The sequence below is a fragment of the Geminocystis sp. NIES-3708 genome, assembly GCF_001548095.1.
Lineage (GTDB): Bacteria > Cyanobacteriota > Cyanobacteriia > Cyanobacteriales > Cyanobacteriaceae > Geminocystis.
The window spans coordinates 15254-27520 of record NZ_AP014817.1 but is presented as its reverse complement, the minus strand read 5'-3'; the positions used below and the strand labels follow the sequence as shown (position 1 = coordinate 27520).

Below are 12267 nucleotides of genomic sequence, written 5' to 3'. Positions count from 1 at the left end.
CAGAGCCTAACAAAAGACAAGAGACATTTTTTTTTGTTTACAACTAATAGCATTATCTAAGAAACTATTAGTAAATGATCCTATTTTGAGGGAAGTATTCCCCCAAACTACTTCAGTAAAATCTAATATTGTTTGGGACATACCTCTAAATTATCAAAAACTGGAAAAGTGTTTTGGAACTCTTGTTGAACTCAAACACAAGAATCCTAATTACACAGCATTTGCACCACTGAAGTTGAATATTAGCGATAACTCTTTGGCTCAAGCCTTAGAGAATTTAAGTAAATTTAAGAACGAAGAAATTAGCCAATTCCGAATAACAGAAGATATTTTAGATATTTTTCGGGAAGAAGGAGAATTTCTCATCCCTGGGGAATTGATCAAGCTAATGATTCAATTAGCTGAGATAGACAAAGGAGATGAAATTTATTGTCCTTATGACTCTGTAGCTAAATTCGCCCTCGAAATCATCAAAAAAGGTGGACATCCCTACCTAGAGATATTAGGCAATATTCCCCTTATTTATCTGCTTAACATCCTCAACGAAGTTGATATTCAAGTTAGTTATAGTCATCCTCTCAATGCTCCTACTCAGAATGAAAGCCTTGAACCAAAACAACATAAGTTAACCATTTGTATTTCTCCCCCTGGAGTAAAATACAACGAAACCTTTATTAGTCAACAAAGTTCACGACCTTTCAAAAGTTGGATCGATCGAGATGTCTATGCCCTTGAACATCTTTTAGCTCGTACGAAAAACCGTGCCATTATTCTCCTTAATAGTACATTATTATTAAGTGAGAAAGCTCAAGAATTTCGTGAAAGTTTGGTTGAGAGAAAGATTGTTGAGACAGTTATCAGTTTGCCCTCTGGAATCATTCCTTATGTTATATCTCAATTCTCCATAGTAGTATTCAACAAAAGTAAAAAGAATGACAATATTCGTTTTGTCGATGGTGCAAATGATTTGTTTTCGGTTCGAGAAAACCATCAACCTAAATTAGTTGAATGGCAGTCCTTATATAAGGTTAGTCGCTCTGACGCTGATGAGTTTATTGTTATTGATGTTAGTAAAGAAAAGGTACTAGAAAACAAAAGTAGTTTAGAAGTTGCTCAATACATATATTCCTCTAAAGAGAAAAAAGTTCAGCAACTACTCTCAACTAAAATAACCACCCCATTGGAAAAAGTAGCGAATATTGTTTCCCCCCTTTCTAATACCCATATCCGTAATAACTCATCGAACAAAATAAAAGCCAAGGAAATTACTATTGATCAATTTCCTGATTATGGTTATTTATCTCCCCCTACTAAAGAGGTAGAGACGATTAATTACAAGCAAAATCAACACTTTTTACGTCCCTATGACATTGTTATTGTGACAAAAGGAAGTGTAGGCAAAGTGGGCATCGTTTCTCCAAATGTCCCCCCAATAGGTGAAGGAGGTTGGGTAGTCAATCAATCTTATTTTATTCTTAGAGCGGGACAAGAAATAAGTGCCATTAGTTTGTATATGTATCTTATTTCTGAAGTAGGGCAAACAGCCATTTCGAGGCTAGTTTCAAAGGCGACAAGACCTCTAATTCGACTGGGGGAACTCAAGGAATTACCTATCTTACTACCAACGACTCAAGAATCCCAAGACATTGAAAAAACCTTTAACCGTATGGTGAAAATCAATTGTCTTACAAGGAAGTTGGCAGAAAAACAACAAGAATTACACAAAAAACACTGGTCAATCTAACTATGAACAATAATTCCCACCGAAACAATATGGAAATACTCAAAATCAAAATTTCTGAACCATTAAAAGAGGATATTAAAATTCTTGCTTATATCAAAGGTGTTACTATGACCAAACTGGTAACACAAACTTTAGAAAATGTGGTTCAAAAAGCTCATGAAGAGATCGAAGAAATTCGTTGTCGAAGAGCAAAAAAATAGAGAGTACCTATTGCACCTATGTACCTATTTTCAGGGGTTGAAACTACCTCAAACCATCCTAATATAGAAAAAGTACTAGAAAAATTCCTAAATTGATAAATACTTTTTCGTTAAAAGCCTTTATCTATAATAATTATAGGCACTTAACTCTGCTTCCCCCAACGAACAGCAGGTTGATATAATAGAATAAATGCAGTAAGGTCTTGGTCACAAAAAAGTACCTTACTGCACCACAAACAACTTAAGAATAATAGAAAAATTATGGCAAGTCATCAAGTTAAAGTACAACAAGATGCAAGGGAATATATTAGACTTAGTTTCCCTAGCTTTTTTGCTCAGAAATATTTTGGTAAAAAACAATACTATATAAGTTTTGGAGTTAAAGCAGATCCCTCCAATATGGCGGAAGCCTATCAAGCTAGAAATCAACTACAAGAAGATTTAGAAAAGGGTACATTTAATCCCCATAATTTGGATAAGTATAAGCATTCTTCAAAAAAAACAGAGGTAAATATCTTTAACTACGAGGATCTTAATCCTGTGGAATTATTAGATAAATTCACCGAATATCACGCTCCTAACTTAGCTATTACGACTTTAGAAAATCAGTACAAGAAATTATATCGAAATAGTCTCAAAGGCTGTGAAGAAATAAATATTATTAGAGATATAGGGCAACTCAAGATTGCTCAACATTTAAGACAAACAAGAGGAAGATACACCCAAATTAAAGTTTTAAGTGTACTGAAAAATAGTATGGACTGGGCAATAGAGAATGGTATATTGCCACCGAATACTCCTAATAATTTTTCCTCCCATCTTACTAAAGCTCGTAAGTTACCTCTAACAAAAAGACCACAAGTCAAAGTTCTTAGTGACATCGAAAAAGATTGTAATAAAAAAGCCTGGACAAAAGAACAGAAAGACTTGATTATCAAAAGTTACCATGAAAGACTAATCAAAAATAGTTTCTATAAAAAAATAGATATTCCAAGTTTAATCATAGAATTTCTATTTTGTACTGGTATGAGACATGGAGAGGCTTTTGGTTTGCGTTGGGGTAAAGTAAGATGGCAAGTTATTACTCCTGAAGGAGTTTTTACGGAACTGTTAATTAATGAGTCTTATAGTTCCAAAAGTAAACTGATTAAGGATACAAAAAATCATAAAACTAGAACTATCAAATTGAGTCAACGTGCAGTGGAGATTCTCCAAGAAATTAAAGCCGCCTATAAGGATTTAGGTATTGGTACTGGCAATAATGATTTTATTTTTCTCAATAGCGAAAAACGCCCTTATAATAGTGGTTTGCTAATCACATCGTGGTTAACTAAAATGACCCCTGATGGCAAAATTAAACGTAAAGGAATAGTAAGTGAATTAGCTAAGAAAGATAAATTACCTAACTATATCGATGCTTATTCTACTCGTAGAACTTTTGCTTCCCTGCAAATTCAGGCTGGTGTAGATCCTCGTACTGTGGCTGACTATATCGGCGATAATGTAGAAACTGTCTTATCTTATTATTACCAAGGCAAAGAAAACTTTGTCCCCATCGCTGTCTAACTTGAATTGGTACTGATGTATTAACTTTATGTCAGTACCAAAATTTAGAGAGGATTATTGGAAGGCATATTACGCCTAAAAGACACTAATGCAGGGGGATGGGAGGATTTCCTGATATTTATTTAGGAACGATCGCTAAGGGTTAATCACAAAGAAATGTTATTCTTTCACTCTTTAGACTATAATCTAGTTAACTAGACTTAATATGTGCTAATGATTGATATTGACAAACTAGAAAAAGCGGAAAAACAGATAGAACAACTGTTAATTACCCCGGAATCTAGTTGGCGAGAAGTTGCTAAGATAGCTATTGCCGTTAGAGAGAAGGAGTTATTTAAACAGTCTGGACAAACATCATTTACGGCATGGGTTCACCATATCGCCAAGAAATGTGACCGTCAACCCTCCTTAATTTGGAGATATATTAAAGCGGGGAAATATTATCTCTATACTGTAGGAAGTAAGGAAATTGACGAGATTGATAATGCGGTAGCATCCCCCGAAGCCCTTGAAAACTTAGAGAAAGTAGAACGAAATGCACCAGCGCCTGTCTATGAAAAGCTGAAAGAACAGGTTTTACAAGGTAATATAACCGTAAAAGAAACAAGACAAATCGAGCAACAGTACAGACCTATTAATGGTAAAACTAATCGGGGAAGACCGACAAAAGGTAACGAGGGGAAATATGAGCATTTAGGACTGGTAGCAGAAGAGATAAACAGCGATTCCAATGAGACGGAGACGGAGACGGAGAGGCAGAGGGAAATATCAAAAGAACAAATAGCCCCAAGTATAGCCCACTCTTTAAAAATAAATCTAGTTAACTGGACTAAAACTTGTGCTGAAATGCGTTACCCTCCGAAACATTATCAAGACCATACAGAGGTAAGGATAAACTTTGAAAAGAAAAGATTAAGGATCGATTTTATGGCGGTAATTCGATGGAGCTATAAACGTCCGAAAGATGTTTTTGTGGTGGAAATAAAATCAAGTCAACAGGATTTTGCTTCAGATCATAAATGGCAAAAGTATTTACATTTCTGTCATTATTTCTGTTTTGCTATTCCCTCTGATGATCTTGATTTAATCAAAACGATCTCCCAAACAACGAATGACAAAGTGGGTATATTACTAATTGATTTTAAGGGAGGGGTAAGAGAAAATCTTAGTTATCCAGTAGAAGTATATCGTTATCCGATAAAGCTAAAACCATCATCTGTCAGTTTAATCTATGAGACTTTGTATGAGAGAGTCTTAAATTGGTCTGCTTCTGGTTCTGGTTCTGCTTCTGCTTCTGATTCTGATTCTGTAGCTGGAGGTGAAGGTGAAGGTGAAGGTGAAAAAATTTATATAAATGAATAAAGTTACACGCTCGATAAAAACAGAGTTAGGGGGGATAGATGATGAGCAGATATAGCAAAGATTGGAGAGAAATATCGATGGAAGTCAAAGAAAAAGCCGATTGGAAGTGTGCTAAATGTGGTGCGGACTTCAAAGATAAGAAAAGTTCAAGAAAAGGTAATTGTCTCCAAGTCCACCATTGGAATAGAATACCTGAAGATAATAGACCAGAAAATTTAGTAGCTTTATGCAATGTCTGTCATTTAGAATATCATCGGGGAAGAAAGGGTAATATTTCGATCGATCAATTATCTCTTAATCTCTAATCCATGAAACACTTAAATATCATAGTCTCTGTTATTTTTATTTTTGTTTTTACCCTGATGGGGTAAAGCTGTTTGTTTAGTTATTTTTATGTTACGGTTACTGTATCAATTTTTAACTACCTAGTAATTGTTAAGTATAGATGAAATTAATAAAGCAAATTTGTCTCAGTCTTTCTATAGGTTTAACTTTTTCGGTGATCGAGATAAGCCCTTTGTTAAGCCAAGTTCCCCCTTATGGACCATTAATCAATGGATATAATGAAAAGGCTTGGTCTGCCACACGGAAGGGAGATTACGATACTGCTATTATTAATTACCAAAGAGCGGCTGAAGCTGCAAAAAATTTAACTGATACAACTTTAAGAGATTGTGGACTAGCAGGTGCTATGGCAAACATTCAAGGCGCACAGGCTGCAAAGAGTTATCTTAAAGAGCAAGGTTTAAACTCTACTACACTGAAAAAAGCTCAAGAGATAGAAAACATTGCATTCCGAGCTTATTGGGATGAATTGGAAATCAAACGTCCTGATTTAGCCAATAGTTGTCCTTAATTTTACTTTTACCTAAATATGAAAATTAAATTTAATAGTATTGTTGCGTTGGTAATTACAACATTGTGTTTTGTGTCGGGGAAAGATTCGGTGGTATTGGCACAGTCTTCTCGACAACCTTACCCTCAAAGCCGACTAATCGTCCATCCTGCTTGATTACCTATCTTTCCAGTTCGGGTAAAAACGAATGCTCCCCTTGTCCATTTTGTACCATTAGGTTTAGTACCCACTAGGTTTTTTACTTCTTGGCTACTGAGTATATATCCTCTTTCTACTGCTATATCTAATTTCTCCCAATGACTAATGGGGTTAATCGGTATCATTTTTTCCACTACTTCTTCCACTCTCTCCATCAGAGTTTCAAATAAGTCTAGCTGTACATATTGGATATTACTGTCTAGGAAGGAATTAGCTTTGTCTAGTGCAGAATTTACACTGTCTGGGGAAGAATTTGCCTTGTCTAGTACAGAATTTATACTGTCTATTGGTGACTCAAAATTTTCATTGTCTATTTTGGAATGGACAGTAGTTTTAACAGTCGGAGTAAAGGTTTTGATGCTTCCCCCTAAGTTTAAATGTTCTTGCAGTTGGTCTAATTTCTCTAACACAGTCTCGGTTACATAGCTTTTATTCCCTTCCTTCTCTACTTGTATTTCTATGGCTTTAAGTCTATCGTACACAGATTGTCTAGTCTTGAGATTATATCTTTCTTGCAAGTCATTAATATAATACTTTTTCATCTGTCTAGTTTAAAATATACAGTGTCTAATCTCTTTATCTTACTACTTGAATCCCCTGCTTAGAAGTTGATTGTAAGATTAAGCAAAACCTTTAAATTGGGGGAATTTTCCACAGTTTAATTGTGTTGTCAGAGCTACTAGCAATATATTTTAAATCTGGGCTGATAGCGATCGTATTAATCGAATTTGAATCATTATTAAAGGTTTGCAATAATTGACCATTTTCCCAATCCCAAAAATTGATATTGCCCCGAAAGTTACCTGTTATAAGAGTTTTACCATTTGAACTTAAAGTCATTGACTCTACAGATTCTGTATTTTCTGTAAAGTTACGGATTAATTTACCTTCTTTTAAATCCCAGAGCATAATTGTATTAATTGCAGAATTTGCCGATTCTATTTGCCCAAAACTGCCACTAAATAAAGTTTTTCCATCTGGACTGATAATGATGTTAGCCACTGGACTTGCTTGTTTTAGACTATAAACTAACTTTCCCGTTTCTAAGTCCCAAACCTTAATATTACCGTAAAGTTTAGCCATATAATCAGCATCACCACTACTACTAACAAGAGTTTTGCCATCAGAACTAATCGTTAAATCGCTGATATAATCGGGGTGTCCTGTCAATGTATGTAAAAGTTTGCCCGAACTAATATCCCAAATATTAATCGTACGATCGTCGCTACCACTGACAACTAATTTACTATTGGGACTAATTGCAACGGCTTCCACTGGTTGGGAATGTCCATTGAGGGTTATTAATAATTTTCCTGTTGGTAAATCCCAAATTTTCACGCTATGATCAATATCGCCACTGACTAAAATCTGATTATCTCTACTCAAAGCGATCGAAGTAACTCCTTCCGATTGTGTGGATAATGTCCGTAAAACTTTGTTACTATCAATATCCCAAACTTGAATATTTTTATCTCTACTAGCACTAATTAATGTTTTATTATCTGCACTGAAAACAATCTGTTCGACCTTATCACTATGACCAGTTAAAATTTTAAAAGGCTTAGACTGCTCTTGTGATTGTACTGGAATCCATGAAATACAAATTAGAGAGAAGATTGCTAATGCTGTTAATCTTTGGGAAAAATTGAAAGTTAGTTTCTTCATCACCAATTAATTTAATAATAACCTTCATCTGATTGATTTCTAATCGATCGATTTTTCAACTCCGACTAATTTTTTAGTGTGTAAATTCCACTAAATGATTAAATGATTAGCAGGGTTTCAGTATTTGTCATCGTCTTGAGTTTGAGCTTGAGTAACTACAGAATCCGTTTGATTATTATAGGATATAGAAGGGTTTTCATAGCTGTTGTTATTGGCTTCAAATTCATTTTTGATAACAGTTTTAGCATTTTTATTACCTTCGATAATTCCTCTTTCTGTTTGGAAAATTTCCCCTTGTTTTAACCCCTCAGTTGAAATCTTTGTTGTTACCTTTAAACCCGCTACAGAATTAGCTTGATTATTATAGGATATAGAGTCGTTTTTATAGCCGTTGCTATCACCCACTAACCCTTTATTGATAGTAGTTTCAGAGTTTTTGTTTTCCTCAAAACCTTCACTAATTTTTTTCATTTTTCCTTTGACAGTTTTTAACCCAGCATTACGCATTTGATAAGATGTTAATACCGATTGTCTTATATCATCATCAAGATATGATTGATCGATCAGATAGACTCTAGTATTAACCTTATTGACTTTTCTAACGCTTGACTTCAACTTAATACCAATCGACTTGAGTAAATTTTTCAAGATGATAATAGGATTACTGTCGGCGGTAACGATAATGTTGAAATAATCTCGTAACTCTTGCTTGTGTTTTAAGGCACGTTTAAAGAAGCTCTTGACACATTTATCCTTTCGGGTAAAATAACCCTCTAAATCGATGAATTTTTGCACCTCTAGCACCTTTAACAGATGAATCTCTAGGAGTAAATCATCATAATCCTTCTCCAAATAGACAAAGCGACGGGAATTAGATAACCAATTAAGAGCTTTAATGGTTTCCTTCTTCTTCAATAAGCTAAAATTATTAAACCAAAAATATCGCTCGATCGTTCTCAGTTTTGTCTTATCTTTGAGTAAGTATTCCTTAATAAAATCAAGGGTTAACTCCACCGTAGGGAATAAATCTTGATAGATAAATTTTTGAGCGCCCGCAATCTTCTCCTCCGAGTGTAAAGGCAGGTGAGTTTCAGGGTTGATACCATGGCGATTTTTTAAGACATATTGAGCCGAATCCAAATCGAAGCCCGTAGTATCCCCAGAAGAGATAGATACTGCCTGATGATTCATTCGCTCATCATTATGAGTTTTAATAATAGTCTTGAAATCCTTTTGACTATGCTCGTGTAAAGATTCTTCCGTAAATCCTACCTCCACAAATTCTGCCATAAATTCCTCATAATTATAACCATAAATGATGGTGCTACCACTATCCCTCAACTCATTAAAAATATTTTCCCGATAGTTAGCCTTACCCGCATTAGTAAAACCAATATATTTCGATTGGGTGATAAGCTCAATATTTTCCCATTTGCCCGTGTCAGGATTCATCATACTTAACGCTACTTTTATGTATTCAGAAGGGAGAGTGCTTTTAGCAATGAGAGAAGACAACTTGAGTAAATCTAACTTATTCTTTTTCTTCAAGATAGCCTTATCAGCGATTTCCTGAAAATCAAACTCATTGCTATAATTCAACCCATGACTACTAGCATAGACATAACGAGGAATATCACTACGGATGCGTCGTAACATTTGACGACATTGGTTAACAGGTAAAACCCCGCAGAAATTACCGATAACCGCATCAAAGAAATTACCCTCAATAGAGAAGCCACAGACAATAGTCGGGCTAACAATTAAACCATCACATTTATTCTGTTGTAACCAGAGGGTAGGATTCTTGAGTAATTCCTGATTTTCTGGCAAATTAGCATTACCTTGATGAATATGTTTAAATACTTTATCAGAGAAAGTCTTCGATAATTCTTGATAAAGAGAGATAACTTCTTTTTGGCTATCGCAACAATAAAAAGGTTTTAAACCCAATATCGGCATGGTAAAGAGGATTTTTTTCGGCTCATCGGGATTAAGTAATTGATAAGTTTCATAGTTGTTATTACGGTAATGATTAACAATAATAAAAGGCTCAATACCACCTGCAAAATCCTTCATTAAATCGATGCAAAAATCCACCAACATTTCATCCAGACAAATAACTAAACCACCTTTATCAATGCAGTTTTTCACCACATTTCTAACGGCATAGAGTACTTCTTCTCGATTATGTTTTAACTCCGTATCACCTAATAATAAATGGTTTTCACTAGACAAAATTTCATCAAAAATAATACAATCAGGAGCTTCATCCTTGTATTTAGCAAAGCTGTCATAGGTAGTTTTAATGCCCTGACTTCTTAAATTTTGAATGGGGGTAGTATCATCATGGGTTTTGTAATAAATACCATAGCGATTAGCCGACTGTTGGCAGAGGCTTCGGGTACTATCAGGAGACAATACATATTTACCTTGAGCTTTAAACTCGGCGACAATTTTCTCTGCTAAGTAAGTTTTACCAGTGCCCATGTCTCCCTGAATAAAAACTAATCCTTGACGGGGAATTTGGGCGATTATCTCCTCTGGGAAATAACCTTTTTTAGAGGAGTTAATATTCTTAATTTCATCCTTCAAATAATCGAGATTATCGGCGGGAATTTCTTGACTTATTTCACCTTTATCATAATTTTTATGACACTCCAGAGATATGGGATAAGAGAAGGTTTTATAGTCTTCAAAATAATCTCGTGCCTCCAGTCTTCTTCTAATCTTTCTTGGTGGTTTATACCCTTGATCGATCGCCAACTTAAACACCGTAGCAATGGTTATAGGCTTGTCGGTGCGTGATTTGTTAAATGAGAGCCATTTGTACTCAATAGCTTTTCTACCGTCGTAATTATTAGCTTGAGACGACCAATTATCGTAGATTTCTAGCCCTTCATCACTACCATTAAAAGTATGATGTAAAGCAAAACCTACTTTAGTCCAAGTATCATAATCATCACATGGTATATAAGATAGAGCTTCAACAATATCCTTAGCAGTAGCACTTTTAGCTAATTTTTTCTGATTTTTAGCTATTTTTCGGGCTAATTTACGCTTTTGTTTTTCCTGTTTTTTCTTAATCTTGTCAACTTCGGGTTGTAATTGAGATAACCAGTCATAGTCTAAGGCTTGAAACTCATCAGCTTTGTAGAGGATACCGTTACTATTGCCATAAAAGCCGATACTAGGGTTAGTGGCATTTATATCAACAGCACCCTTTAAAATGGCGTTTAAATGCCTTACAGCTACCTCATAGGTAGTTTTATCAATATCCATGGGTAAGGGCATAAAAACTCGAAATCTGTGCCATGTTTCTGTATGACTTGCTGTGGTAATGGCAAAAGTATATTTACGGCAGAAATCGATCGACTGGTACTCTTCTAAAGTTAATTGGTGTTTATATACCTTCTGTTTAACAATTTTTCCCTCGTTATTGTCATTGCCATTCTGGTTGTTATCGCCATGCCCATTATTATTTTGAGGCTTATTGCCATCAATGATTTCTGGTTCAACCCATTCTTGGTTATCAATATCGACGATTAATAAACCCGCAACGGTCGCATTATCACTACTTCTGTGGTTATTGGTATAGTGAAAAGGACTAACGGCGAAACCTTTACAGAATATGTCAATAATATTATCAACATTTCCTGACATGGAGTGAAAATTAGTTTTAGCCTTGTCGGAATTTGTGACAGGTTTATTAATCAACTCGGAACAGTAGGAGAATGATATATCTGTTCGCAGGGGTCTTTTTTTTGTCAAGATTTCCTGACACATTGTTAAGTTTTGTGAAGACCAAAAATTTTGACCATTGGACTGATTTAAACCACCATAAGGCTTTGACCCTTGCTCAGAGGGGGCAAATTCGGGCGAGGCGATAATTTTTTTGAGAGGGGGGGCGACAAATTTACCGTTTTCTATTATCATTTCCTTTACAGGTCTTTACTGACCTTACTGTGAATTTTTGATTGGTAGTCTTTGATTCACGTTTCATCTCATCTCGTTCTGAGTTACTCAGTTCTGATGATTTGATGTTTTTTGTAACACTTTTAACCTTAGATCGCTTTGGGCGATTTTTCAAGTACTTTTAAAAAAATTTTAGAAAACAGGGCAGGAGTTCTTAAAACCTATACGTTTATGTAGCAAAAGTAACTGAACGCTTGTTTCCTTGAAAATGCTTAAGGTATCTAAGTTTTGGGGGCTATAGAGCCTCTTTTTTTTTGTCTGTGGAATAAAAAAGTGGTGCTTATATCGGGTAAGGCAAACCTTACCCGATATGATATGGAAGTTTTAGCAAATATCAGACTCTAATACCTAAAACCTCAAACCTAATTAAATTATTTACGCTATCTTTTGATTTCGACGTTGTAGATGGTAGCGGATAGTAGATTCAGTAACATCGTATGCTTCTGCTATCTCTTTGACTGAAAAACCACCTTCAATTAATTCGATGATGTTATTAACATCTTTCTTAGAAAGTTTGAGGGTTGGGTAATCTTGGTAAATAAGGCTTTCGTCAATTTTTCTGACTGGGGGTAGCTTAAACTTTTTACGAGCAACCTCCATCGCCAAAATATGGGGGGAAGCCGAGATACGCGCGAAATCGGACACCAATGTCAATAAACCATGACATTTACAGTTGAAACGCTGATTCTGCTTACGGTTCAGTA

General features: G+C 35.2%; 11 protein-coding genes. 7 read left to right on the top strand and 4 right to left on the bottom strand.

The genetic code is table 11. The features are described from left to right. Positions 1–85 precede the first annotated feature (85 nt). The 7 genes from GM3708_RS17395 to GM3708_RS18770 all read left to right on the top strand — a co-directional run bounded on the left by GM3708_RS17395 (position 86) and on the right by GM3708_RS18770 (position 5884). Positions 86–1744, top strand: a complete 1659-nt coding sequence (locus GM3708_RS17395) for a type I restriction-modification system subunit M/S (protein ID WP_066349633.1) — start codon at positions 86–88, stop codon at positions 1742–1744. Between the two features lie 2 nt (positions 1745–1746). Then, positions 1747–1944, top strand: coding sequence for a hypothetical protein (locus GM3708_RS18615; RefSeq protein WP_144439376.1), 198 nt, complete (start codon positions 1747–1749; stop codon positions 1942–1944). 261 nt (positions 1945–2205) lie between these two features. Continuing rightward, positions 2206–3510, top strand: a complete 1305-nt coding sequence (locus GM3708_RS17390) for a tyrosine-type recombinase/integrase (protein ID WP_066349632.1) — start codon at positions 2206–2208, stop codon at positions 3508–3510. A 213-nt stretch (positions 3511–3723) separates the two neighbouring features. Then, a complete protein-coding gene (locus GM3708_RS17385) occupies positions 3724–4872 on the top strand; it encodes an MmcB family DNA repair protein (protein ID WP_082714231.1) in 1149 nt (382 codons plus the stop codon). A gap of 41 nt (positions 4873–4913) precedes the next feature. Continuing rightward, the gene (locus tag GM3708_RS17380) at positions 4914–5177 is read left to right on the top strand and encodes an HNH endonuclease (RefSeq protein ID WP_066349669.1); all 264 of its coding nucleotides are present in this window, start codon (positions 4914–4916) and stop codon (positions 5175–5177) included. A gap of 140 nt (positions 5178–5317) precedes the next feature. Further along, a complete protein-coding gene (locus GM3708_RS17375; protein ID WP_066349631.1) occupies positions 5318–5728 on the top strand; it encodes a hypothetical protein in 411 nt (136 codons plus the stop codon). A gap of 18 nt (positions 5729–5746) precedes the next feature. After that, positions 5747–5884, top strand: a complete 138-nt coding sequence (locus tag GM3708_RS18770; RefSeq protein ID WP_158505893.1) for a hypothetical protein — start codon at positions 5747–5749, stop codon at positions 5882–5884. Here GM3708_RS18770 and GM3708_RS18415 read toward each other — a convergent pair. The 4 genes from GM3708_RS18415 to GM3708_RS17355 form a co-directional block, all read right to left on the bottom strand. Then, positions 5854–6468 carry a hypothetical protein gene (locus GM3708_RS18415; protein WP_066349630.1) on the bottom strand — a complete coding sequence of 205 codons (615 nt, stop codon included), beginning with the start codon at positions 6466–6468 and terminating at the stop codon, positions 5854–5856. The two genes, GM3708_RS18770 and GM3708_RS18415, sit on opposite strands and share 31 nt — an antisense overlap. Positions 6469–6559: 91 nt before the next feature. Further along, positions 6560–7591 carry a WD40 repeat domain-containing protein gene (locus GM3708_RS17365; protein WP_066349628.1) on the bottom strand — a complete coding sequence of 344 codons (1032 nt, stop codon included), beginning with the start codon at positions 7589–7591 and terminating at the stop codon, positions 6560–6562. Positions 7592–7708: 117 nt separating this feature from the next. Then, positions 7709–11524 (bottom strand): plasmid replication protein, CyRepA1 family, encoded by a 3816-nt coding sequence (locus GM3708_RS17360; protein WP_066349627.1) that lies wholly within the window; start codon positions 11522–11524, stop codon positions 7709–7711. A gap of 414 nt (positions 11525–11938) precedes the next feature. Then, positions 11939–12208, bottom strand: coding sequence for a helix-turn-helix domain-containing protein (locus tag GM3708_RS17355; protein ID WP_144439375.1), 270 nt, complete (start codon positions 12206–12208; stop codon positions 11939–11941). Positions 12209–12267 lie beyond the last annotated feature (59 nt).

What these genes read in the sequence shown, in the direction of transcription:
- GM3708_RS18415 (WP_066349630.1), bottom strand. Translation starts at nt 6,468, where the DNA reads ATGAAAAAGTATTATATTAATGACTTGCAAGAAAGATATAATCTCAAG.
- GM3708_RS17390 (WP_066349632.1), top strand. Translation starts at nt 2,206, where the DNA reads ATGGCAAGTCATCAAGTTAAAGTACAACAAGATGCAAGGGAATATATT.
- GM3708_RS17385 (WP_082714231.1), top strand. Translation starts at nt 3,724, where the DNA reads ATGATTGATATTGACAAACTAGAAAAAGCGGAAAAACAGATAGAACAA.
- GM3708_RS17365 (WP_066349628.1), bottom strand. Translation starts at nt 7,591, where the DNA reads ATGAAGAAACTAACTTTCAATTTTTCCCAAAGATTAACAGCATTAGCA.
- GM3708_RS18770 (WP_158505893.1), top strand. Translation starts at nt 5,747, where the DNA reads ATGAAAATTAAATTTAATAGTATTGTTGCGTTGGTAATTACAACATTG.
- GM3708_RS17360 (WP_066349627.1), bottom strand. Translation starts at nt 11,524, where the DNA reads ATGATAATAGAAAACGGTAAATTTGTCGCCCCCCCTCTCAAAAAAATT.
- GM3708_RS17380 (WP_066349669.1), top strand. Translation starts at nt 4,914, where the DNA reads ATGAGCAGATATAGCAAAGATTGGAGAGAAATATCGATGGAAGTCAAA.
- GM3708_RS17375 (WP_066349631.1), top strand. Translation starts at nt 5,318, where the DNA reads ATGAAATTAATAAAGCAAATTTGTCTCAGTCTTTCTATAGGTTTAACT.
- GM3708_RS18615 (WP_144439376.1), top strand. Translation starts at nt 1,747, where the DNA reads ATGAACAATAATTCCCACCGAAACAATATGGAAATACTCAAAATCAAA.